The organism is Paenibacillus sp. UNC451MF (genome assembly GCF_000686845.1).
Lineage (GTDB): Bacteria > Bacillota > Bacilli > Paenibacillales > NBRC-103111 > Paenibacillus_S.
The window spans coordinates 18,195-42,722 of the sequence record NZ_JMLS01000035.1 but is presented as its reverse complement, the minus strand read 5'-3'; the positions used below and the strand labels follow the sequence as shown (position 1 = coordinate 42,722).

25 protein-coding genes and 1 other annotated feature are annotated in these 24,528 nt (G+C 45.7%); all 25 genes read left to right on the top strand.

Annotated elements, in window-relative coordinates; genetic code table 11:
* Positions 1-35 precede the first annotated feature (35 nt).
* The 25 genes from disA (at position 36) to rpsG (ending at position 24,520) form a co-directional block, all read left to right on the top strand.
* Complete coding sequence (disA, locus tag BP97_RS0127770; protein ID WP_028552043.1) at positions 36-1,115, top strand: DNA integrity scanning diadenylate cyclase DisA; 1,080 nt, start codon at positions 36-38, stop codon at positions 1,113-1,115.
* A 74-nt stretch (positions 1,116-1,189) separates the two neighbouring features.
* Positions 1,190-1,924, top strand: a complete 735-nt coding sequence (pssA, locus tag BP97_RS0127765; protein WP_028552042.1) for a CDP-diacylglycerol--serine O-phosphatidyltransferase — start codon at positions 1,190-1,192, stop codon at positions 1,922-1,924.
* A gap of 148 nt (positions 1,925-2,072) precedes the next feature.
* A complete protein-coding gene (locus tag BP97_RS0127760) occupies positions 2,073-3,170 on the top strand; it encodes a PIN/TRAM domain-containing protein (RefSeq protein WP_028552041.1) in 1,098 nt (365 codons plus the stop codon).
* 53 nt (positions 3,171-3,223) lie between these two features.
* Complete coding sequence (gene ispD, locus BP97_RS0127755) at positions 3,224-3,928, top strand: 2-C-methyl-D-erythritol 4-phosphate cytidylyltransferase (RefSeq protein WP_028552040.1); 705 nt, start codon at positions 3,224-3,226, stop codon at positions 3,926-3,928.
* Positions 3,925-4,410, top strand: a complete 486-nt coding sequence (ispF, locus tag BP97_RS0127750) for a 2-C-methyl-D-erythritol 2,4-cyclodiphosphate synthase (protein WP_028552039.1) — start codon at positions 3,925-3,927, stop codon at positions 4,408-4,410. The genes ispD and ispF overlap by 4 nt, the downstream gene beginning before the upstream one ends.
* A gap of 51 nt (positions 4,411-4,461) precedes the next feature.
* The gene (gene gltX, locus BP97_RS0127745) at positions 4,462-5,919 is read left to right on the top strand and encodes a glutamate--tRNA ligase (RefSeq protein ID WP_028552038.1); all 1,458 of its coding nucleotides are present in this window, start codon (positions 4,462-4,464) and stop codon (positions 5,917-5,919) included.
* A gap of 379 nt (positions 5,920-6,298) precedes the next feature.
* A complete protein-coding gene (gene cysE, locus BP97_RS0127740; protein ID WP_028552037.1) occupies positions 6,299-6,970 on the top strand; it encodes a serine O-acetyltransferase in 672 nt (223 codons plus the stop codon).
* The gene (gene cysS / locus BP97_RS0127735; RefSeq protein WP_028552036.1) at positions 6,951-8,348 is read left to right on the top strand and encodes a cysteine--tRNA ligase; all 1,398 of its coding nucleotides are present in this window, start codon (positions 6,951-6,953) and stop codon (positions 8,346-8,348) included. The genes cysE and cysS overlap by 20 nt, the downstream gene beginning before the upstream one ends.
* Complete coding sequence (locus BP97_RS0127730; RefSeq protein WP_036746642.1) at positions 8,345-8,785, top strand: Mini-ribonuclease 3; 441 nt, start codon at positions 8,345-8,347, stop codon at positions 8,783-8,785. The genes cysS and BP97_RS0127730 overlap by 4 nt, the downstream gene beginning before the upstream one ends.
* 37 nt (positions 8,786-8,822) lie before the next feature.
* Positions 8,823-9,563 carry a 23S rRNA (guanosine(2251)-2'-O)-methyltransferase RlmB gene (rlmB, locus tag BP97_RS0127725; protein WP_028552034.1) on the top strand — a complete coding sequence of 247 codons (741 nt, stop codon included), beginning with the start codon at positions 8,823-8,825 and terminating at the stop codon, positions 9,561-9,563.
* Between the two features lie 13 nt (positions 9,564-9,576).
* Positions 9,577-10,092 carry an NYN domain-containing protein gene (locus tag BP97_RS0127720; protein ID WP_028552033.1) on the top strand — a complete coding sequence of 172 codons (516 nt, stop codon included), beginning with the start codon at positions 9,577-9,579 and terminating at the stop codon, positions 10,090-10,092.
* Between the two features lie 127 nt (positions 10,093-10,219).
* Positions 10,220-10,864, top strand: a complete 645-nt coding sequence (sigH, locus tag BP97_RS0127715; RefSeq protein WP_028552032.1) for an RNA polymerase sporulation sigma factor SigH — start codon at positions 10,220-10,222, stop codon at positions 10,862-10,864.
* 276 nt (positions 10,865-11,140) lie between these two features.
* Positions 11,141-11,290, top strand: coding sequence for a 50S ribosomal protein L33 (gene rpmG / locus BP97_RS0127710; protein WP_028552031.1), 150 nt, complete (start codon positions 11,141-11,143; stop codon positions 11,288-11,290).
* Positions 11,291-11,308: 18 nt separating this feature from the next.
* A complete protein-coding gene (secE, locus tag BP97_RS0127705) occupies positions 11,309-11,533 on the top strand; it encodes a preprotein translocase subunit SecE (RefSeq protein ID WP_028552030.1) in 225 nt (74 codons plus the stop codon).
* 15 nt (positions 11,534-11,548) lie between these two features.
* Positions 11,549-12,082, top strand: coding sequence for a transcription termination/antitermination protein NusG (gene nusG, locus BP97_RS0127700; RefSeq protein ID WP_028552029.1), 534 nt, complete (start codon positions 11,549-11,551; stop codon positions 12,080-12,082).
* 43 nt (positions 12,083-12,125) lie between these two features.
* Complete coding sequence (gene rplK, locus BP97_RS0127695) at positions 12,126-12,551, top strand: 50S ribosomal protein L11 (protein WP_028552028.1); 426 nt, start codon at positions 12,126-12,128, stop codon at positions 12,549-12,551.
* A 159-nt stretch (positions 12,552-12,710) separates the two neighbouring features.
* A complete protein-coding gene (gene rplA, locus BP97_RS0127690) occupies positions 12,711-13,403 on the top strand; it encodes a 50S ribosomal protein L1 (protein ID WP_028552027.1) in 693 nt (230 codons plus the stop codon).
* A gap of 54 nt (positions 13,404-13,457) precedes the next feature.
* Positions 13,458-13,614, top strand: a sequence feature (ribosomal protein L10 leader region).
* Positions 13,615-13,779: 165 nt separating this feature from the next.
* Positions 13,780-14,289, top strand: coding sequence for a 50S ribosomal protein L10 (rplJ, locus tag BP97_RS0127685; RefSeq protein WP_028552026.1), 510 nt, complete (start codon positions 13,780-13,782; stop codon positions 14,287-14,289).
* 55 nt (positions 14,290-14,344) lie between these two features.
* Entirely contained in the window at positions 14,345-14,710 is a 366-nt protein-coding gene (gene rplL, locus BP97_RS0127680) for a 50S ribosomal protein L7/L12 (protein ID WP_028552025.1), read from the top strand.
* A gap of 116 nt (positions 14,711-14,826) precedes the next feature.
* The gene (locus tag BP97_RS0127675; RefSeq protein WP_028552024.1) at positions 14,827-15,423 is read left to right on the top strand and encodes a class I SAM-dependent methyltransferase; all 597 of its coding nucleotides are present in this window, start codon (positions 14,827-14,829) and stop codon (positions 15,421-15,423) included.
* A 328-nt stretch (positions 15,424-15,751) separates the two neighbouring features.
* Positions 15,752-19,288, top strand: a complete 3,537-nt coding sequence (gene rpoB, locus BP97_RS0127670; protein ID WP_028552023.1) for a DNA-directed RNA polymerase subunit beta — start codon at positions 15,752-15,754, stop codon at positions 19,286-19,288.
* Between the two features lie 103 nt (positions 19,289-19,391).
* On the top strand, positions 19,392-23,015 hold the full coding sequence (gene rpoC / locus BP97_RS0127665) for a DNA-directed RNA polymerase subunit beta' (RefSeq protein ID WP_028552022.1): 3,624 nt from the start codon (positions 19,392-19,394) through the stop codon (positions 23,013-23,015).
* 192 nt (positions 23,016-23,207) lie between these two features.
* Entirely contained in the window at positions 23,208-23,459 is a 252-nt protein-coding gene (locus BP97_RS0127655) for a ribosomal L7Ae/L30e/S12e/Gadd45 family protein (RefSeq protein ID WP_028552021.1), read from the top strand.
* A 125-nt stretch (positions 23,460-23,584) separates the two neighbouring features.
* A complete protein-coding gene (gene rpsL, locus BP97_RS0127650) occupies positions 23,585-24,004 on the top strand; it encodes a 30S ribosomal protein S12 (protein ID WP_028552020.1) in 420 nt (139 codons plus the stop codon).
* A 45-nt stretch (positions 24,005-24,049) separates the two neighbouring features.
* Positions 24,050-24,520, top strand: a complete 471-nt coding sequence (rpsG, locus tag BP97_RS0127645) for a 30S ribosomal protein S7 (RefSeq protein ID WP_028552019.1) — start codon at positions 24,050-24,052, stop codon at positions 24,518-24,520.
* Positions 24,521-24,528: the final 8 nt, after the last annotated feature.

Genomic DNA, 24,528 nt, shown 5'->3' with positions numbered 1-24,528 from the left:
AGGTTTTCCTACGGAAAACCCTTAGGAGGGACAACATGAGCAAGGAAGAAACCAAAAGAGATGTCATGAGCCAGCTTCTGCAGATGGTTGCGCCAGGGACCGCTTTTCGGGATGGACTCGAGAACGTGCTGCGGGCAAAGACGGGCGCACTGATCGTCGTGGGTTATAGTCCGGAAGTGATGGAAATTGTGGACGGAGGCTTTTCCATTAACTGCGACTTCTCACCGAACTATTTGTACGAGCTGGCGAAAATGGACGGTGCAATCATCCTGAGTGAAGACTTGAAACGGATATTGTACGCCAATACACAGCTCATACCGAATTCATCCATTACATCTTCTGAAACGGGAATCAGGCACCGAACCGCTGAGAGGGTGGCCAAACAAACCTCCAAGCTCGTGGTGTCCATCTCCCAAAGAAGAAACGTCATTACGTTATATCAAGGAAATTTGCGATACTCTCTGAAAGATATGGGAGTTATCCTTACCAAGGCGAACCAGGCGATTCAGACTTTGGAAAAGTATAAGTCGGTTCTGGATCAAGCTCTGACCAATCTGGGTGCCTCCGAGTTTGAGGAACTGGTTACCCTCCATGACGTAACTAATGTGGTACAGCGTATCGAGATGGTGCTCCGCATCAAGGCCGAAATTAAACGTTACATTAATGAACTTGGAACCGAAGGTCGTCTTATTAGTATGCAGTTGGAAGAGCTTGTCGGTGCGACGGAGCATGAGGCTCTGCTTTTAGTTAAGGATTATGTGAGAGAACTGAATGAAGATAAAATTAAGGATGTTAATCATAGTCTAAGACGTGTCGCAACGGATGAAATGCTGGATCACCCTCATATCGCACGCATTTTGGGATACCCGCATGCAAGTGTCAGTGCCGAGGATACGGTATCACCGAGAGGTTATCGCGTACTGAACAAAATTCCGAGACTTCCATCCGTCATTATACACAATTTAGTGGAGAAGTTCGGACAGCTTCCGCATTTGATGATGGCAACAATCGACGAATTGGATGAAGTAGACGGTATCGGGGAAGTCAGGGCACGCGCGATTAAAGAGGGCTTAAAACGAATTCAAGATCAAGTACTCATTGACAGACATATTTAACTTGCATACAATCAGAAGGTAGCCTAATATAATGAGATATATTAGGGTACAGTAAAACCAGAGGTGGACAAATAATGCTAACTAAATCTATTCCCAATCTTTTCACATTAGGGAACTTGTTTTTAGGATTTATATCGATCATTCTTGCCTTTAACAGAGAAGCGGAATGGGCAGCCATAATGGTCATTGTAGCGATGCTGTGTGACGGCTTGGACGGACGCGTAGCAAGAGCGCTGAATGCTCAAAGCGAATTCGGTAAAGAGTTGGACTCCTTATCCGATGTCATTTCGTTTGGTGTTGCTCCGGCTTTTATTATGTACGTTGTTGCTTTTCAAGACATGCCAGCTGCGGCGGCTTGGATTGTAACAGCAATATTCCCAATTTGCGGTGCGCTTCGTTTGGCTCGTTTTAATGTGGTTGCAGGCGTTCCAGGGTACTTCATCGGACTTCCGATCCCTGCTGCTGGTGGTGTGCTTTGTACACTGGCATTGTTCCATACCGAGTTAAACACCATTATTCTAGTATTGAGCACGCTGTTGTTATCGTACTTAATGGTTAGTACGGTGAAATATCCTAACTTCAAAAAAGTCGGAATTCCTAAAAAAGCAATCTGGATTACTCCAATTGTCGTTGCTATTGCTGTATTTGTAGCTTACAAATTCCCAGGCACATTATCCAAAATGATCTTTGTACCGTTGCTTCTTTACGCGCTGTACGGCTTAAAAAAAAACGTTGAACGGCTCTTTCCGAAACGGAGAAGAAAAAACAAATCCGTGGATGAGGCTAACTCTGAAACTAGATCTTTGTAAGAAAAGCGGAAATGAAAAGCATTTATTTTCCTTAACGGGAAAGTAAGTGCTTTTTTTATTTTTTCTTGAGCTGGAACGATTAGGCAGGAAACTTTTGGTTCATAATTGTAACGAGGCATTTTTTAATAAAAAGTTTGGAGGTGATTCTATGATGAAAAGATGGTTCCAATGTTTATTTGCAGTTATCGGGGGCGTGTTAGGGTATGAATGGAGTGATACCGTCGGACAACCATTTTTTAAAATCATAGAAAAGGTGTTCGGATTGGAGCAAGTGAACGGCGAGGCTTATTGGATGATGTTTGCTGGAGTCCTGCTTTTTTACTTGGTTAGTTCTTGGGCGGTCAATTATATCCTACTTGTGGTGCAGCTTAGCGAGGAAAAAGTGACGGCTATGCCCATTACGGATCTCATCGCAGGAACGATAGGTATGGTCATGGGACTTCTGATGGCTACTATGCTATTAACCCCGTTCGAGCAGGCAGGATTGTTCTCGCCGCTGCTTCAAGTGATTTTTACGATGATGTTCGGTTTCGTAGGATTTCGGTTGGGCTTCGCGAAGAGAGAAGAGCTTATTGTGCTGCTTTCTAAAAGTCGCTCAGGCAAAGATCGTAACGGATCAGGAGAAGGCAAGGGTTTCGAGGAGCACAAAATCTTGGATACAAGCGTCATTATTGACGGACGTATTGCCGATATTTGCAAAACAGGATTTATTGAAGGGACACTAGTCATTCCTGAATTCGTGCTAGAAGAGCTTCAACATATTGCCGATTCCTCAGATCTGCTTAAAAGAAACAGAGGGCGCCGCGGGCTTGATATTTTGAATAAAATTCAAAAAGAGCTTGAAGTCAGAGTATTGATCTACGAAGGCGATTTTGAAGAAATATCCGAGGTGGACAGCAAGCTCGTCAAGCTCGCGAAAGTGCTTCAGGGCAAAGTGATTACAAATGATTTTAATTTGAATAAAGTATGCGAATTGCAAGGAGTTTCCGTTCTGAACATCAATGACTTGGCCAACGCGGTTAAGCCCGTCGTACTGCCAGGCGAGGAAATTTTAGTTCAGGTCATTAAAGACGGTAAGGAGCATGGGCAAGGAGTCGCTTACTTGGATGACGGAACGATGATAGTGGTAGAGGGTGGCCGTGATTTTATCGGAACGACTCTAGATGTGCTTGTAACGAGCGTATTGCAGACCTCTGCGGGAAGAATGATTTTTGCTAAACCGAAACTATTGGAAAAAGCACTCTAAAACGTATATGATAGGGGGAGTGCGTCGTAAAGCAAAAGTAGTAGGTGAAGGCGATGAATCAGCTAGGGGTAGTAATCGTAGCCGCAGGCAAAGGCTCGCGTATGCGGACCGAGGAAAGCAAGCAGTATCTGGAGTTGGACGGTAAACCGATTCTTGTACATACATTGGCTTTGTTTCAACGAATAGCCCAGGTCGATACGATCGTGTTGGTCACTGGGGCTAATGACGTGGAACGCTGCAGCGGTTACGTGGAGCAGTACGGTCTTACGAAGGTACGTCATCTAATAGTCGGCGGCAAAGAGCGGCAGGATTCGGTATATCGAGGACTGCAGGCGCTAGAAGGCAGCGTGGAATGGGTCATGGTCCACGATGGTGTACGTCCCTTTGCTGCAGAAGAGCACATTATGGCGTGCTGGCATAAAGCGATGGAGACCGATGCAGCCGTGTTGGCAGTCCCTGTTAAAGATACAATAAAAGTTGTCGACCCGGCGGGAACGATCCAATCCACCCCGGACCGGCGCAGCTTGTGGGCGATTCAGACCCCACAAGCTTTTCGTTTTTCATTGTTGCTGCGGGCCTATGAGCAGGCGGACAAGGATCAGTTTGTAGGGACGGATGATGCCATGCTGGTGGAGAGGATCGGCACATCGGTTCAAGTTGTGGAAGCGGATTATTATAATATTAAAATAACAACACCCGAAGATTTACCATGGGCGACGTGGATAATACAAAATGTCAGGGGAGAGAACAAATCATGATTCGTGTTGGACAAGGATTTGACGTGCATCAATTAGTGGAAGGGCGTAAATGCATTATCGGTGGTGTAGACATCCCTTATGAAAAAGGGCTGCTCGGGCATTCCGACGCAGATGTGCTGCTGCATGCGATTAGCGATGCCATTCTCGGAGCACTTGGACAAGGCGATATCGGCAAGCATTTTCCTGATACAGCCGCGGAATACAAAGATGCAGACAGCTACCAGCTGCTGCTTGATGTGTGGAAGCTTGCGAAAGAAGCGGGATATAAGCTCGGCAATATCGATTCGACGATCATTGCTCAGAAGCCGAAGATGGCTCCATACATCCCTGCAATGGTACAAAGAATCGCAGAAGCGCTGGAAGCGGATCCTTCTCAAGTGAACGTAAAAGCGACAACGACGGAGCAGTTAGGTTTTACCGGACGGGGCGAAGGAATCGCTGCCCAATCGGTTGTTTGTTTGATTCAAGGTGTGCTATCATAACTACTACATATTTGGTTATCGGTTTTTGCAGATAGGAGAGGAGCAGCAGTAATGTCAGATCAATTTCGTGTAAGATACGCACCAAGCCCAACAGGCCATCTTCATATCGGTGGAGCTCGTACGGCTTTATTTAACTATTTGATCGCCCGTAAGCAAAACGGACAGTTCATTATTCGATTCGAGGATACGGATCAAACCCGTCATATGGAGTCCGGTATCGACAGCCAACTGAACGGATTGAAATGGCTTGGACTCGATTGGGACGAGAGTGTTGATGTGGGCGGACCTCATGGTCCTTACCGTCAAACAGAGCGTTTGGATTTGTATCGTCCGTATGTAGAACAAATGCTGCAAAGTGGGCATGCGTATCACTGCTACTGTTCGGAAGCTGATCTCGAGCAGGAGCGGGCTGAGCAGGAAGCGAAGGGCGAAATGCCGCGCTATTCCGGCAAATGCCGTCATTTGACACCGGAGCAGGTTGAACAGTTCAAAGCGGAAGGCCGCAAGCCCTCGATCCGCTTCCGTGTGCCGGAAGATAAGGTCATTGCCTTTGAAGATCTTATCCGCGATCACGTCGAATTCGAGTCGAACGGTATCGGTGATTTTATCATTGTGCGTCCGGACGGTATTCCGACCTATAATTTTGCGGTTATTTTGGACGACCACTTGATGAACATCACCCTGGTTATTCGCGGTGAGGAACATCTGTCTAATACACCGAGACAAATTATGATGTATGAGGCTCTGGGACTCCCTGTTCCTGATTTTGCCCATTTGGCGCTTATTTTGAATCAGGACCGTAAAAAAATGAGCAAACGCGATGAGTCCATCATTCAATTCATCGAGCAATATAAAGAGCTTGGCTACCTGCCGGAAGCGGTATTGAACTTTATTACACTGCTCGGTTGGTCACCTAAGGGTGAAGAGGAGATCTTCACCAAGGAGGAGCTGATCGCTCAGTTCGATTTGGAGCGACTCTCCAAGAGCCCGGCTGTCTTTGATATGGATAAGCTGAACTGGATGAACAATCAATACTTGAAAAAAGCAGAGCCATCCCGTGTAGTGGAGCTGGCGCTCCCGCACTTGCAAAAGGCAGGCCGTGTTCCTCAGGAGCTTACGGCTGAGCAGCAAGAGTGGGTAAGCCGTCTTATTGGGCTTAACCAAGACAGAATGCAGTATGCAGCAGAGATTGTCGCACTTTCGGATCTCTTTTTCCAAGAGGATGTATCGGTTGAAGACGAAGAGGCGAAGGCTGTCCTCGCAGAGGAATACGTACCTACTGTGTTGGGAAGCTTCCTGCAGCAAGTAGAGCAGGCGGAGTCGTTCGCTGTGGAGAACATCCCTGCACTGCTTAAAGCCGTGCAAAAAGAGACGGGCTACAAAGGCAAACAATTGTTCATGACGATTCGTGTTGCTCTAACAGGACAAGTGCATGGACCTGATTTGAATATGTCCTTGTATTTGCTTGGAAAAGATAAGGTGGTTAGTCGCCTGAAGAAGTTATTGTAAACCTTACGATTTTTCGTTATACTAAATAACATTGATAAAACGAGGCGTTGAACAGGAGAGTAAGATTAAGCAGGGATTTACAGAGAGGGCGACCGGGCTGATGCGTATGCGATGCTTGTGCTGGAAGTTGTCCATTCCCGTTGATCAGAAATGCACCTGGGAGCCGCATTGACGAGCTTCTTCCTCTCTGGGAAGTATGGGTAGTCATGCCGTCATGTTCACGTTACGAACTCCAAGATGGACGAGAAATGGGTCCGAAGCAGAGTGGAACCGCGCACTTTTTCACGCCTCTGCAGCCGTAAATGGCTGTAGGGGCGTTTTTTAATACCGTTTTTATAAGGTACTTGCAGCTAGCTTGATGAGGAGAAGGTGAGTCATCATGTTCAAGTCGATGAAAGAAGATATCGAAACGATTTTTGAGAACGACCCTGCTGCCCGCAGCTGGTTTGAAGTAGCTTTTACTTATTCCGGTCTGCATGCCCTTTGGGCGCACCGCGTGGCTCATTTTTTTTACAAAAGAAAATGGTTCACGACGGCAAGAGTCATTTCCCAGTTCAGTCGCTTTATGACGGGAATTGAGATTCATCCGGGAGCTGTTATCGGACGCCGGTTTTTCATAGATCATGGAATGGGTGTCATTATTGGGGAGACCTGCGAAATCGGCGATGATGTGGTTCTGTATCAAGGCGTCACTCTTGGAGGAACAGGAAAGGAAAAAGGGAAACGACACCCAACGATCGGCAACAATGTCGTCATCGGATCAGGTGCCAAGGTACTTGGTTCTTTCACCGTTGGAGATAATTCCAATGTAGGCTCCAATGCCGTTGTATTACGGGAGGTTCCTCCGAATTGTACCGTCGTAGGTAACCCGGGTAGGATTGTGAAGCGGGATGGTGTGCGGGTTGGACGACTCGACCATAATAATCTCCCGGACCCTGTTATTGATATGTTCAGGCAAATGCAAGACCAATTAGATGATCTAAAACAGCAAGTCAGGGAATTACAGACTCAGAATGGAGGCGTTCAAAATCATGGCGCTAAAAATTTATAATACGCTTACCCGTGCGAAGGAAGCGTTCCAGACGCTGGAGCCGGGAAAAGTGAAAATGTATGTTTGTGGTCCGACGGTATACGACTACATTCATATCGGCAATGCCCGTCCGGTCATATTCTTCGATGTGGTTAGACGATATCTTGAGTTCATTGGCTACGATGTCACCTATATCGTGAATTTTACTGATGTGGATGATAAGCTGATCAAAAAAGCCGCTCAAATGGAACTGACGGTCCCTGAAGTGGCAGATATGTTCATCCAGAAATTTTATGAGGATACGGAAGGTCTGGGTGTCCGTAAGGCGACCTTGAATCCTCGTGTGACCGAGAATATTGACGAGATTATTACCTTTATCGAAAGTTTGGCTGCAAAAGGCTACGCTTATGAAAACGGCGGCGACGTCTATTTCCGGACAACCAAATTCACGGAATATGGCAAGCTATCCCATCAAAACCTGGAGGAACTGCAGTTCGGTATTCGTGTAGAGGTTGACGATCGTAAAGAGAACCCTCAAGATTTCGTGTTGTGGAAAGCGGCGAAGCCTGGGGAAATTTCCTGGTCAAGTCCTTGGGGGGATGGTAGACCGGGCTGGCATATTGAATGCTCTGCTATGGTTAACAAATATTTGGGTCACACCATTGATATTCACGGCGGGGGCCAGGATCTACAATTCCCGCATCATGAGTGCGAGATTGCCCAATCCGAATGCTTTACCGGTCATGCAATGGCCAATTATTGGATGCATAATGGCTACATTAACATTAATAATGAAAAAATGTCCAAATCGCTCGGCAACGGAGTGAACGTCAATCAGCTTCTGAAGACGATCAGCCCGCAGGTTATTCGATATTTCATGTTGTCTGCGCATTATCGCAATCCACTTAATTTCAGCGATGAAACAATCGAGCAGGCCAAAAACGGTCTGATGCGTATCGAGAACTGCATTGCAAACATTAAGCATCGTCTTGCCAGTGCTCCGGAAGGCCCGGCAGCTGAAGCTGTAGTATCTTCTGCAGCGGATATCTTGAATCAATTTGAAGCTAAGATGAACGATGACTTTAATACACCGGATGCGATAACGTCCGTGTTCGAGCTTGTTAACGTCGCTAATCCTTATGTTCAGCAGGAGAATGTTACGAGCGGGTCGCTAAATCTGCTGCTAGAGCATTTTGAAAAGATGGATAGTATCCTGGGTATACTATCCAAAGCGGAAGAAGAGCTGTTGGATGATGAGATAGAACAGCTGATCGTGGAGCGTACTGAGGCTCGGAAATCCAAAAACTGGGCGCGCGCGGATGAGATTCGGGATTTGCTTACAGAGCGCGGCATTGTACTTGAGGATACGGCGCAGGGTATCCGTTGGCGGCGTAAATGATGAAGGATCCCTTCACCATCGATTCCGATCTGTTCTGCTTCCCGCCGGCCAAAGACCCGCAGCAATTAAATCCCATCGTGCTTGCTTATATCGGCGATGCGATCTATGAGGTATTCGTGCGGCAGTATGTGATTTCTAAAGCGAATCACCGTCCGAACCATTTGCATAAGCTTTCTACTCAATATGTATCGGCGAAAGCGCAGGCCAAAGCCTTGCAGGTATGGCTGCCTTTGCTTACGGAGGAAGAGACGGATATTGTGAAGCGAGGGCGCAATGCCAAATCGGGAACATCCGCTAAAAATGCAGACATTTTGGAGTACCGCCACAGTACGGCATTCGAATGCTTGATCGGATATTTGTATTACATGAAACGACTGGAAAGACTTCAGTATTTGCTCATGCTGTCCTTGGAACGGGATGAGGAGAAAGTGCAGTAGAGAAAGAGCAAATCGCCTTAAGAAGGAGAGACAACTTATGGAGGAATTTATCGCTGGCAAGCATTCCGTGCTTGAGGCACTTCGTTCGGGAAGAACCATTAATAAAATATGGATTGCCGAAAATGCGCAAAAACAGCTGACGCAGCCCATTATTGCCGAAGCGAAGCAGAATGGGGTTATTGTTCAGACTGCAGATAAACGCAAGCTGGATCAAATGGTAGAAGATGTACAGCATCAGGGTGTCGTTGCCCAGGTTGCAGCTTATGATTACGTAGAAGTAGAAGACATATTGGCACTTGCACAAAGCCGGAATGAGGAACCTTTTATCCTCATTTTGGATGAAATTGAAGATCCTCATAACTTAGGCTCGATTCTTCGTACTGCAGATTGTACGGGGGTGCACGGTGTGATCATACCGAAGCGCAGATCGGTTGGCTTGACCGCTACAGTATCCAAAACCTCAGCAGGTGCAGTCGAGTACGTAAGGGTAGCCAGGGTGACGAATTTAGCTCAGACGATTGAGCAGTTGAAGGAGCGGGGCATATGGGTTGCCGGCACCGACGTTGCCGCGCAGCAGCCGCTGTACAAGACCAATTTGAATATGCCTTTGGCTCTGGTCATTGGTAATGAAAATAAAGGTATGGGCAGACTGATCAAAGAAAAATGCGATTTCCTGCTGAAGCTTCCGATGTTCGGGCACATCAATTCGTTGAATGCGTCGGTGGCGGCGTCTGTCTTCATGTATGAGGTTGTACGCCAACGTTTGACCGCGAAATAGACGGATTGAGTTCATGATCCAGGAAATCCTCATAGTAGACGGATATAACATTATCGGTGCTTGGCCGGAACTGCAAAAGCTAAAGGATATCAGCCTGGAAGAAGCGCGCGATCGATTAATTGAACAGTTGGCAGAATATCAGTCATTTTCTGGGACCAAAGTGCTGCTAGTGTTTGATGCCTATTACGTACCTGGCCTCGGAGGTAAGTACGTTCAGAGTAAGCTTCGTATTTTTTACACGAAGGAAAAAGAGACGGCGGATGAGCTCATCGAGCGGCTTGTTACAGAGAACATCGGTCGGCGCAAGCAAATTTATGTAGCTACCTCGGATATGACAGAGCAGCACGTTATTTTTGGTAAAGGGGCATTTCGTGTGCCGGCTGGTGAGCTTCTGATAAAGATACGGCAGTCGAAGCGGGATATTGAGCACAAAATACAGGATGAGCCTACAGGGAAAAGGAATACATTTGACAGCAATTTGAAGGGCGACATGAAGGACTTGTTCGAAAAGTGGCGGAGAGGCCAGTAATATTCGGCCATTCCGGGCTTTGAACAAATGGAATTTGGTTGACGATATTAGATTACATAATGTATACTTATCCTATCTTTCAAGGGTATTAAGGAATCGTAGTCTTGCCAGGCCGGAGGGATTGTCCGTGAGTGTCGACCTCAAAGAACTGAGAATGTACGAATATGACCTCAAGGCAGATGAAGACATTGTCGATGCGGTCCGCGACGGAGACAGCGACGCATTGGAGTACTTGATTAACAAGTACAAGAACTTCGTTCGAGCCAAAGCGCGCTCTTATTTTTTGATAGGCGCAGACAGGGAAGATATCGTACAAGAAGGTATGATAGGTTTATATAAATCGATCCGGGACTTTCGTGGAGATAAGCTTGCCTCCTTTAAGGCTTTTGCAGAGCTATGTATCACTCGTCAGATCATAACAGCCATTAAAACCGCTACCCGCCAAAAGCACATTCCTCTTAATTCTTACGTTTCGTTGGACAAGCCCATTTATGATGAAGACTCTGATCGCACCTTGCTTGATGTCATCTGCGGTACCCGTGTGACGGATCCGGAAGAGCTGATCATCAATCAAGAAGAATTCAGCGGGTTGGAAGACAAAATGGGAGAGATTCTAAGCGATTTGGAACGAAGAGTGTTAATGCTTTATTTAGACGGCCGTTCCTATCAGGAAATAGCGGTAGATTTGGATCGTCATGTGAAGTCGATTGATAACGCTTTGCAGCGCGTTAAGCGAAAGCTGGAACGATATTTGGAAGTTAGAGACGCATAGGAAAGGCACCCTGATGTTAGAAGAGGGTGCTTTATTTTTTTTGTCTATTTGGAATTAAGCGGGCAGTCGTTTCTTACAGGTTTACGGAGGCTCAGTTTCGTCCATACTATTACTTATAGGCGAAGGCGGATGAGCGGTAATGGTAGTAATAGGTTTCCCTTGACACCTAAATGGGGCTGTGCTAAAGTACATAGGTAGCCTTAAAACTGTAAGGCGTTTTTTTGCTGAACCTTTAAGGTTTAAAAATTTGAGGCTGGTCCGTAGGAGGTGTACATCATGCGGGTTATAATCACGTTAGCGTGCACGAACTGCAAGCAAAGAAACTATACGTCCAATAAAAATAAGCGCAACAATCCAGACCGCATGGAGTTGAAGAAGTTTTGCAAGTTTTGCAATGAACATACCGCTCATCGCGAAACTAGGTAGTTTCTTGGAGGTGTAGTTGTGTCCTTTTTGGCTAGAATGAAGCAAGGATTCGGCAACACGTTTTCTTTTTTTGCGGACAGCTGGTCCGAATTGAAAAAGGTGAAGTGGCCAAGTCGTAAGGAATTGACCAGCTACACGCTTGTCGTTCTGTTTACAGTTGTCTTTGCAACCATTTACTTCTACGTGCTTGATTTAGGCATTTCTGAGCTGCTTCGTCTTGTTTTTAATAAAACGGGAGCATAGGTGGCTAATATGGAAATGGAAAAAAGATGGTACGTCGTACATACCTATTCTGGGTATGAAAATAAGGTCAAGGCAAACTTGGAGAAACGCGTTGAATCGATGGATATGAAGGATAAAATCTTTCGTGTTCTGGTTCCGATGGAAGAAGAGCTTGTGAATAAAGACGGCAAGAAGAAAACGGTTATGCGTAAAGTGTATCCGGGTTACGTTTTGGTCGAAATGATCCAAACCGATGACTCTTGGTATGTTGTGCGCAATACACCGGGTGTAACGGGTTTTGTCGGTTCGACAGGATCCGGTTCGAAGCCAACGGCGCTGCTTCCTGAGGAAGTGGATGCTATTCTCAAGCATATGGGCATTGATGAACCGAAACCGAAGATTGACTTCGATCTGAAAGAAACCGTACGTGTAAAAGTGGGACCATTCGCAAACTTTGTCGGATCTGTAGAAGAAATTCTTATCGACAAAGCCAAGCTTAAGGTACATGTAAACATGTTCGGGCGGGAAACGCCTCTGGAGCTCGATTACCACCAAGTAGAAAAGCTCTAGATCGTGTTGGGCCGCCACACTACGTGCAAGGGGGTGTCACACAATGGCAAAAAAGGTTATCAAGATTGTTAAACTTCAAGTTCCTGCTGGTAAAGCGAATCCGGCTCCTCCAATTGGTCCGGCTCTGGGTCAAGCAGGTGTTAACATCATGGCTTTTTGTAAAGAGTTTAACGCTCGTACTGCGGACCAAGCAGGTTTGATTATTCCTGTTGAAATCACAGTATTCGAGGACCGTTCCTTTACGTTTATTTGCAAAACTCCACCGGCTGCTGTATTGCTCCGTGTTGCTGCAAAAATCGAAAAAGGATCCGGCGAACCTAACAAAAAGAAAGTTGCTACTGTTAAACGTGCAACTGTCCGTGAAATCGCTGAACAAAAAATGCCCGATCTTAACGCTGCTTCCGTTGAAGCTGCAATGCGTATGATCGAAGGTACTGCTCGCAGTATGGGTGTTGTAATCGAAGACTAATTCCTGTTGTAACAGGATGCATATCGAGTGACAACCGACATTGCTTACGTGATGTAGCGGTTGCACTATCAGTGACAATCGACATGATTTTTTATCATGTAACGATTGCACTATCAGTGGGAGGATATTCCGCTAATACCACAGAGGAGGACAAACAAAGTGCCTAAACACGGTAAAAAGTATTTGGAAGCTGCTAAGCTTGTAGATGCTGAAGCGGTTTACGAACCGTTGGAAGCTATCGAGCTTGTGAAAAAAGCGGCGCCTGCTAAGTTTGACGAAACCGTTGAAGTAGCAGTTCGTTTGGGTGTAGACCCGCGTAAACAAGACCAAGCTGTTCGTGGCGTAGTTGTATTGCCACACGGTACTGGTAAAACTAAACGTGTTCTTGTATTTGCAAAAGGCGAAAAAGCAAAAGAAGCAGAAGCTGCTGGCGCTGACTTCGTTGGCGATCAAGACATGATTAACAAGATCCAACAAGGTTGGTTCGACTTTGATGTGTGCGTAGCTACCCCTGATATGATGAGTGAAGTGGGTAAGCTGGGACGTATCTTGGGTGGTAAAGGTTTGATGCCTAACCCTAAAGCTGGTACGGTTACGTTTGACGTAACTAAAGCAGTTCAGGAGATCAAGGCTGGTAAAATCGAATACCGCTTGGATAAAGCTGGTCAAATCCATGCTCCTATCGGTAAAGTATCCTTTGATGCTGAGAAGCTGGCTGACAACTTCCGCGCATTGATCGACGCTTTGAACAGAGCGAAGCCTGCGGCTGCTAAAGGTGTATACCTGAAAAACATCGCTGTTTCCTCGACTATGGGACCTAGCGCGCGTGTAAACGTACAAACCTTTAGATAAGGATAAGCTTGGTAGTTGACTTTTTAAGTCGACCATGCTAACCTATCTAAGTTGATAATTGAATATGACTTACCGTAGACAGCAGGTGCTGATTCAGCTTAATTTCCTGCCGAGGTGTTATGATATAGAATCGGGTTTCTTTGCTTCAGAACAAAGATAACGTGAATCATCATGCCTTCGCAGTGTCTGCGAAGGCATTTTTGTTTTATTGCGGAGGCCTTCGCAGACATGACCGATAGAACGTATTGAACGGGACACTAACGGAATGTTTACGAGATAAGTTAATACGGTAACTGACGAGTCCGTTTTCTTTATGAAAACTTACTTTATGATTACGGAGACCGTTTTCTCACGAAAACTTTTAGGAGGTGCAAAAATGGCAAACGCGAAAATTCTTGAGCAAAAATCTCAGCAAGTTGCAGAAGTAGCAGGCAAGCTGAAAGAAAGCTCTTGCACTATCGTTGCTGACTACCGTGGATTGAACGTGGCTCAAGTAACTGAGCTTCGTAAACAACTGCGTGAAGCAGGCATTGAGTTCCAAGTATTGAAAAACACTTTGGCTAGACGTGCTACAGCGGATGCTGAATTGAGCGCATTGGATGAGTATTTGACAGGTCCAACTGCCATCGCTTTCAGTAAAGATGATGTCGTAGCTCCAGCGAAAATCTTGACGGCTTTCGCAAAGAAAAACGAGCATCTTAGCGTTAAAGCAGGTGTAGTAGAAGGTAAAGTAGTTGATTTTGATCAAATCAAAGCACTGGCCGAGCTTCCTTCCAGAGAAGGTTTGCTGTCCATGTTGCTCAGCGTGCTCCAAGCTCCTGTTCGCAACTTCGCCCTTGCGGTTAAGGCTGTGGCAGAAAAAGACGGCAGCGCACAAGAAGCTTAATAAGCTTTGTAGTTGAACCCCAAAAAACCAAAAATTAACTGGAGGTATATATACCATGAGTAAAGAGCAAATCTTGGAAGCCATCAAAGGCATGACAGTTTTGGAATTGAACGATCTTGTTAAAGCAATCGAAGAAGAATTCGGCGTAACTGCTGCAGCTCCTGTAGCTGTTGTAGCTGGCGGCGGCGGCGCAGCTGAAGTTGCTGAGCAAACAGAATTCGACGTTATCTTGAATAACGCTGGTGCTTCCAAAATCAACGTTATCAAAGTTGTTCGTGAAATCACTGGTCTTGGCTTGAAAGAAGCTAAAGATTTGGTTGACGGCGCACCTAAACCAATCAAAGAAAAAGTGGGCAAAGAAGACGCTGAAGCTATCAAAGCTAAACTTGAAGAAGCTGGCGCAGCTGTAGAAGTAAAATAGTTTCTTTTTCCAGAGACCCCTTGGAGCTTATTACTTCAGGGGGTCTTCTTTTTTCTTCTAAGGCCTATGCTTATAATGCGGGTTTTCTTCTAAGAAAACCTTAGGAGGTGAGGGAAATAAGCGAGCATTACTATTCGCAAAAACCGACTGCGGCACATGACGTACATACAGTTGAAGAAACGCTGCGAGGCCGTAAATTTACCTTTGTTACCGATGCCGGAGTCTTTTCCAAGAAGGGGGTCGATTATGGGTCTAAGGTGTTGATCGCTGCAATGCAGCTGCCTGAAGATGCTCAGGTGCTTGACGTAGGCTGTGGTTATGGACCTATCGGGCTTGCTGCCGCGCTATGTGTGCCTCAGGGTAAGGTAACTCTTGTAGATATTAATGAAAGAGCAGTAGAGCTAGCTCGTTCCAACGCACAGCGGAACCATATTTCCAACGTGGAAATTATGCAGAGCGATAAGCTGGCTGAAGTGCTTGATCGCAAGTTCGATGTTGTCCTGACCAATCCTCCGATTCGTGCCGGCAAAGAGACGGTACATCATATTTTTGAACAAGCCTATGAAGTTCTGAAACCTAATGGTGCTCTATGGATCGTGATTCAGAAAAAACAAGGCGCGCCTTCGGCTTTTGCTAAACTAGAGAGTTTATTCTCGAAAGTAATAGAAGTCGACAAGGATAAAGGCTATCGAATTATTAAAGCTGTGAAATAAGTGGAGTAGATTACAATTATGTTGACTTGACATTTTGTATGTGGTATTATTATAAAATGTCAGCATTAAGATTGGGTTATATGTCTTTAGTATGCTAAAATGTCAAGACATTTTTTTCGTACCTGGGTGAATAAAGTTTAAGCTTTATACGTATAATGTTTAAATTTTAGGTAAAACCTACAAGGTATGGAGAAAATTATGGTAACAAGAAAGTTGATGCATTTAGAAGCTTCCAAAAGAAGTATCACTTCAACAGTATTTACTCGAGAAGGCTTCAGGAGAGGCTTTTATTTTGTTCTATTGAGTAGACATGAGGGGTGAATCAAAGTTGGCGGGTCATCTTGTTCAATTAGGTCGACGCAAACGCAGGTCATACGCTCGGATTCATGAAGTTCTGGAGGTTCCGAACTTAATTGAAATCCAACAAAAATCATATGAGTGGTTTTTGGAAGAAGGATTGCGTGAAATGTTTCAGGATATTTCCCCGATTCAGGACTTTACGGGGAATTTGGTATTGGAGTTCATTGATTATAGCTTAGGTGAACCTAAATATTCAGTGGATGAGTCCAAAGAACGCGACGTTACTTACGCAGCTCCGCTTCGTGTGAAAGTGCGCTTGATCAATAAGGAAACTGGTGAAGTCAAAGAGCAGGAAGTATTTATGGGAGATTTCCCTTTGATGACGGAGACAGGGACTTTTATTATCAATGGTGCCGAACGGGTTATCGTCAGTCAGCTGGTTCGTTCTCCTAGCGTCTATTTTAGCACGAAAGTGGACAAAAACGGCAAGAAAACATATACGGCTACCGTTATTCCTAACCGCGGCGCATGGCTGGAGTTAGAGACGGATGCTAAGGATATCATTTATGTTCGCATTGACCGTACTAGGAAGATTCCGGTTACTGTCCTGCTGAGAGCTTTGGGCTTTGGCACAGACGCGGAAATCTTGGACCTGCTCGGTGACGATGAGTATATTCGTAACACGTTAGACAAGGATAACACCGACTCTACCGATAAAGCGTTAATTGAAATCTATGAACGTCTGCGTCCAGGCGAGCCGCCTACGCTGGATAATGCGAGAAGCTTGCTGGTAGCTCGTTTCTTCGATCCGAAGCGTTATGATTTGGCTAACGTGGGTCGCTACAAAATCAACAAAAAGCTGCACATCAAGAACAGGCTGTTTAATCAAAGGTTGGCTGAAACTTTGGTTGATCCGGAAACAGGAGAGATCATTGCTGAAGCAGGCCAGTTGCTAGATCGTCGTCTGCTTGATGAAGTTCTTCCTCATTTGGAGGACAACGTAGGCTTTAATGAGTATACAGCAGTTAATGGTGTTACAGAGATGGAACGCATTCCATTCCAATGCATCAATGTATACTCGCCTATCGAAGACGGTAAGGTCGTTAAAGTTATTGCTAATGGCAAGATCGATAAGTCGGTTAAGAACATCACGCCTGCAGACATCATTTCATCCATTAACTACTTTATCAATCTATTGCATGGTATTGGCAGCACCGACGATATCGACCATCTGGGCAATAGACGTTTGCGCTCTGTGGGTGAGCTGCTTCAGAACCAGTTCCGTATCGGTTTGTCCCGTATGGAACGCGTTGTTCGCGAGCGGATGTCCATTCAGGATGCGAACGTGATCACACCGCAGGCTCTGATCAATATTAGACCTGTTATTGCTTCGATTAAAGAGTTTTTCGGTAGCTCGCAATTGTCGCAATTTATGGACCAAACAAATCCATTGGCTGAACTGACGCATAAACGTCGTTTGTCCGCACTGGGTCCTGGTGGTTTGACGAGAGAGCGCGCAGGCTTTGAAGTCCGTGACGTCCATCACTCTCACTATGGTCGTATGTGTCCTATCGAGACTCCAGAGGGTCCGAACATTGGTTTGATCAACTCCTTGTCTACTTTCGCTAGAATTAACGAGTATGGCTTTATTGAAGCGCCATACCGTTGGGTAGATCCGAAAACAGGAGTCGTAACCGAGCAAATCGCTTATTTGACAGCGGACGAGGAAGATAACTACGTTGTTGCTCAAGCGAATGCAGAGCTTACGGAAGAAGGGCTTTTTGCGAATGATTCCGTAATCGTTCGTTACAAAGATGATATTTTGACGCTGCCTAAAGCACGCGTTGACTATATGGACGTTTCACCGAAACAAGTAGTATCTGTTGCTACGGCGCTTATTCCGTTCTTGGAAAATGACGACTCCAACCGTGCCCTCATGGGTTCGAACATGCAGCGTCAAGCCGTGCCGTTGTTGATTCCTAAGGCGCCTCTAGTAGGTACAGGGATGGAGCATAAAGCAGCGAAAGATTCTGGGGTATGTATTGTTTCTAAAGTAGATGGAGTGGTAGAACGCGTATCTGCTAACGAGATTTGGGTTCGTCGTCAAGCAATGGTAGACGGCAAGCTTGTTAACGGCGATCTGATCAAGCATAAGCTGCATAAGTTTATGCGCTCTAACCAAGGTACATGTATCAACCAACGTCCAATTTGCCATAAAGGCGAGAAGGTACGCGTTGGAGATATTCTGGCTGACGGACCGTCCACTGAAATGGGTGAATTGGCACTTGGCCGCAACGTGGTCGTAGCGTTTATGACTTGGGAAGGCTACAACTACGAGGATGCTATTTTGCTAAGCCAAAAGCTAGTTAAAGAGGATGTTTATACATCCATTCATATTGAAGAATATGAATCTGAAGCGAGAGATACGAAGCTTGGACCAGAAGAAATCACACGCGATATTCCAAACGTTGGTGAGGATGCGCTGAAGAATCTGGACGAGCGAGGCATCATTCGTGTCGGAGCCGAAATCGGAGCAGGTGATATCCTCGTTGGTAAAGTAACACCTAAAGGGGTTACGGAATTAACTGCGGAAGAACGTTTGCTGCACGCTATCTTCGGTGAAAAGGCTCGGGAAGTTCGTGATACGTCCCTACGTGTACCACATGGTACTGATGGTATCGTAGTTGACGTAAAAGTATTTACCCGTGAGAACGGCGATGAGCTGCCTCCTGGTGTAAATCAACTGGTTCGCGTCTATATCGCACAAAAACGGAAAATCTCCGAAGGCGATAAAATGGCCGGACGTCACGGTAACAAAGGGGTTATCGCGCGCATTCTGCCTGAAGAGGACATGCCGTTCATGCCGGACGGAACTCCTGTACAGGTCGTTCTGAATCCACTCGGTGTTCCTTCTCGTATGAACATCGGTCAAGCGTTTGAAGTTCACTTGGGTATGGCTGCCAACTTCCTTGGTATTCATACTGCGACACCGGTATTTGATGGCGCGCGTGAGTATGACGTATTTGATACGATGGAAGAAGCAGGAATGAATCGCAGTGGTAAAACCAAACTGTACGATGGTCGTACGGGTGAAGAGTTCGAACGTGAAGTTACAGTTGGGATCATGTACATGATTAAACTGGCACACATGGTTGATGATAAAATTCACGCCCGTTCTACAGGTCCTTACTCACTTGTTACGCAGCAGCCTCTGGGTGGTAAAGCTCAGTTTGGTGGACAGCGTTTCGGGGAGATGGAGGTTTGGGCGCTGGAAGCTTACGGTGCCGCTTATACATTGCAAGAAATTTTGACCGTGAAATCCGATGACGTTGTCGGTCGTGTCAAAACTTATGAATCGATTGTTAAAGGTGAAAACGTTCCTGAGCCTGGTGTTCCGGAATCCTTTAAAGTATTGATCAAAGAGCTTCAGAGCTTAGGTATGGACGTTAAAATCCTGTCTGGAGACGAGCAAGAAATCGAAATGAAGGAAATGGACGACGAGGATGAGGTTACTAGCGATAAGCTGAACCTTAATCTCGAAGGCGCGGAGTTAGGTGTAGAATAACGCAATGTTCGTGAGACCGTTAGGTTAGCTGATCATATAGCCTTATAGAGGCTTATGCTTACAATGCAGTTTTGTTCCACAAAACTTTAAGGAGGGTTGCTCCTTGATGGACGTTAACAACTTCGAATTCATGAAAATTGGCTTGGCCTCTCCTGAAAAGATCCGTTCGTGGTCCCGCGGGGAAGTTAAAAAGCCGGAAACGATCAACTACAGAACGTTGAAACCTGAAAAAGAAGGTTTGTTCTGTGAAAAAATATTTGGACCTACGAAGGACTGGGAATGTCATTGCGGTAAATACAAACGTGTTCGCTATAAAGGCGTCGTTTGTGATCGCTGCGGTGTAGAAGTCACTCGTCAAAAAGTCCGTCGTGAACGCATGGGTCACATTGAGCTCGCGGCGCCGGTATCCCATATCTGGTATTTCAAAGGGATTCCGAGCCGCATGGGCTTGGCCCTGGATATGTCTCCACGCTCTTTGGAAGAGATTATCTATTTTGCATCCTATGTAGTAACCGATCCAGGAGATACACCGCTTGAGAAAAAGCAGCTGCTGTCCGAGAAGGAATACCGCAGCTACCGTGAAAAATACGGTTATGCGTTCCAAGCAGGTATGGGTGCAGAAGCGGTTAAAAAACTGCTTCAAGACATTGATATCGACAAAGAAGTGGAAACGCTGAAAGAAGAGCTCAAGACCGCACAAGGACAGCGTCGTAATCGCGCCATTAAACGTCTTGAAGTAATGGAAGCATTCCGCAACTCGAAAAATATGCCGGAATGGATGGTGCTGGATGTACTTCCAGTGATTCCGCCGGAGCTTCGTCCGATGGTTCAATTGGATGGAGGACGTTTTGCTACTTCTGACTTGAACGATTTGTACCGCCGTGTTATTAACCGTAACAACCGACTGAAACGTTTGTTGGATCTCGGTGCACCGGACATAATCGTACAAAACGAGAAGCGCATGCTGCAAGAGGCCGTCGATGCATTGATCGATAACGGTCGCCGCGGCCGTCCTGTAACCGGTCCTGGTAACCGTCCATTGAAATCGTTGAGCCATATGCTCAAAGGTAAACAAGGACGTTTCCGTCAAAACTTGCTCGGTAAGCGGGTTGACTATTCCGGTCGTTCGGTTATCGTTGTAGGACCAAGCTTGAAAATGTACCAATGTGGTCTTCCTAAGGAAATGGCTTTGGAGTTGTTTAAGCCTTTCGTGATGAAAGAACTGGTAAATAAAGGTCTGGCCCACAATATTAAGAGCGCTAAACGTAAAGTTGAGCGTGTAAGCCCTGAAGTGTGGGATGTACTTGAAGAAGTGATTAAGGAGCATCCGGTTCTATTGAACCGTGCACCTACGCTGCATAGATTAGGTATTCAAGCATTTGAACCGATCTTGGTTGAAGGTCGCGCTATTAAGCTGCATCCGCTCGTATGTACGGCGTATAATGCAGACTTTGACGGTGACCAAATGGCCGTTCACGTACCGTTGTCCTCCGAGGCGCAAGCCGAAGCACGCGTGTTGATGCTTGCATCGGGTAACATCTTGAACCCGAAAGACGGTAAACCGGTTGTTACGCCTTCACAGGATATGGTCTTGGGCAGCTTCTATCTGACTACGGATAATAAGTTTGCCAAAGGTGCTTTGACTATCGTTCGTTCTGTACACGAAGCGGTTTCCTTGTATCAACGTGGAGCTGCTGCACTGCATGCCCGTATTGCGATCCCGGCGAAAGTACTCAACAAAACGAGCTTTACGCCGCAACAGCAAGAAGCCATGCTGATTACAACGATCGGTAAAGTCATCTTTAACGAAATTTATCCAGCAGATTTTCCATTCATCAATGAACCGACAAAAGCGAACTTGCTGAATGGTGCTTCGGATCAATATTTCGTGTTTGACAAAGGCGCTAACATTCGTAAAATCATGGAAGATTTGCCTGAATGTAAAGCGGTAGGTAAAGAATATTTAGGCTCTATCATTGCCGAATGCTTCCGTAAATATCATACGACTCTGACGTCTGTGATCTTGGACCGCATCAAGGAGCTTGGCTTCACTTACTCGACAAAAGCGGGTATTACGATTGCCGTATCCGATGTTACGGTTCCGCCTGAGAAGGATGCCCTTCTAAGAGAATCGGAAGATAAGGTTAATGTAGTAACGAATCAATACCGTCGTGGTCTAATCACAGACGATGAGCGTTATGACCGCGTTATTGCTATCTGGAGTAAAACGAAGGATGAAATCACAGAAATATTGATGAAATCCTTAGATAAATACAATTCCATCAATATGATGGTGGAATCCAAGGCACGGGGTAATAAATCACAGATTACACAGCTTGGCGGTATGCGTGGTTTGATGGCGACTCCGACAGGTCGTATCTATGAATTACCTATTAAATCGAATTTCCGTGAAGGACTAACCGTCTTGGAGTACTTTATTTCCACTCACGGTGCTCGTAAAGGTTTGGCCGATACGGCTCTTCGTACAGCGGACTCCGGTTACTTGACTCGTCGTCTCGTTGACGTAGCGCAAGACGTGATTGTTCGTGATGAGGATTGTGGTACGGATAAGGGCTTTATGGTTAGCCGAATTCAAGATGGTAAAGAAGTCATCGAGGATCTATACGATCGTATCGAAGGCCGCTATGCCTTTGAAACTATTCGTGATCCGCAAACCGGTGAAACGATTGTCGGCCGCAATGAATTGATCGAAGCGAATATCGCTGACAAGATCATTGATGCTGGTATCGAAAAACTTCAAATTCGTTCCGTTCTTAGCTGCCGCTCCAGACATGGCGTCTGCAAAAAATGCTACGGTCGTAACCTGGCAACAGGCCAACACGTTGAGATCGGGGAAGCTGTCGGTATTATCGCGGCACAATCCATCGGTGAGCCGGGAACTCAGTTGACCATGCGTACGTTCCATACAGGGGGCGTTGCAGGGGATGATATCACGCAAGGTTTGCCGCGTATCCAAGAGTTGTTTGAGGCTAGAAATCCGAAAGGTCAAGCAATCATTACTGAAATTGACGGTACCGTCAAGGATATCCGTGAAGCTAAAGACCGTCGTGAGATCGAAGTGCTTGGTGAAGCTGAGTCCAAAACGTATGCAGTTCCTTACGGTTCCCGTATTCGTGTATCGGTTAACCAACATGTTGAAGCCGGTGACGAGTTAACGGAAGGTTCCATTGACCCTAAAGAGATGCTGCGTATTAAAGGTATCCGTGGCGTTCAGAACTACATTCTTCAAGAGGTTCAACGCGTTTACCGTAACCAGGGCGTTGAGATCAACGATAAGCATATTGAAGTTATGGTACGCCAAATGCTTCGTAAAATACGTATCGTTGATGCTGGAGATACAACATTGCTGCCAGGCTCGTTTGTTGACATCCATGAATATGAGGAAGCTAACAAAGTTGCTCTATTTGCGGACTTAGAACCAGCCGTTGCTAGACCGGTGCTGTTGGGTATTACTAAAGCATCCCTTGAAACGGATTCGTTCCTGTCTGCAGCATCCTTCCAAGAGACGACACGCGTATTGACTGACGCTGCAATTAAAGGTAAAGTCGATCAGTTGCTCGGATTGAAGGAGAATGTTATCATCGGTAAGCTCATTCCTGCAGGTACGGGTATGCCAAGATATCGTAATATCCGCATAACGAACCCGAATGAAGTGGAAACCGATGAGGACCTGTCTGTAGAGATGGAAACTGTAACGGTCGAATAGTATTTAGAAGCCCAGTTAGACACATCATGTTTGAATTAGAAAAGCTTAAGCATGCTTGTCTTCATGAAAGAAATGTGAATTATTTTCTTTTCGTGAAGACAAGCAATTTTCTTGACACGATGTTCTTGGGATGCTAATATATCGAAGTGTGCCATTTTATCAATAGTCTCCTGTACTTTGGAGGATGGTTTCATGTCTTATGAAAAAGTGAAACAGGCAACGAACATAAGCATAGGCACAAAACAAGCAACAAGAATGGTGGAGCTAGGTAAAGCCACTGAAGTCTTTGTTGCCGAAGATGCAGATCCGCGAATAACGATAAAAATGGTTAACCTCTGTAAGAAAATGGGGGTTAAAGTAACATACGTTGATTCCATGAAGTTGTTAGGTAAGGCGTGTGGTATTGAAGTTGGAGCTGCAATGGCAGCTGTAGTGAATGAATGAAACTGATGTTTTTGTCTGAAGAACAGCGATGTGATGATGGCAAAAACTTTTCCTTTGTTCATTTACGATTCGCCTGGATCTGTGGGCTTAACTTAAGAACAACAATTTTGGAAGGAGGTGGCGACATGCCAACAATTAATCAGCTCGTTCGTAAAGGACGTCAAGCAAAAGTGGACAAATCCAAGTCCCCGGCTCTTCAAAAAGGTTTTAACGCTCTGAAAAGAGAAGCAACAGACCTGAGCGCTCCTCAAAAGCGTGGTGTATGTACTCGTGTAGGTACAATGACACCGAAGAAACCGAACTCCGCTCTTCGTAAATATGCTCGTGTGCGTTTGACTAACCGTGTAGAGGTTACTGCCTATATTCCGGGTATCGGACACAACTTGCAAGAGCACAGCGTTGTATTGATTCGTGGTGGACGGGTAAAAGACCTTCCAGGGGTACGTTACCATATCGTTCGCGGCGCTTTGGATACATCCGGCGTAAACAACCGTAAACAGGCTCGTTCCAAATACGGTACAAAACGTCCGAAAGTGAAAAAGTAATGCATTACCAAATTAGAATGAACTTTTTGAGAAAGGGGGATAACTATGCCTCGTAAAGGTCCAGTTACTCGCAGAGACGTATTGCCAGATCCTATTTATAATAGCAAGCTGGTTACTCGTTTGATCAACCGCATTATGCTTGATGGCAAAAGAGGTGTCGCTCAGACAATCCTTTATAATGCCTTTAACATGATTCAAGAACGTACAGGTAAAGAGCCGATGGAAGTGTTTGAAGCAGCCATCAAAAACATCATGCCTGTTCTTGAAGTTAAAGCTCGTCGTGTTGGTGGTGCTAACTATCAAGTACCTATCGAAGTAAGACCAGATCGTCGTACGACTTTGGGACTTCGTTGGTTAGTAAACTACTCTCGCCTCCGTGGTGAGAAAACAATGGAAGAAAGATTGGCTCAAGAAATTATTGATGCCAGCAACAACACAGGTGCTTCCGTTAAGAAACGTGAAGATACGCACAAAATGGCTGAAGCCAACAAAGCGTTCGCACACTATCGTTGGTAAAATTAAAT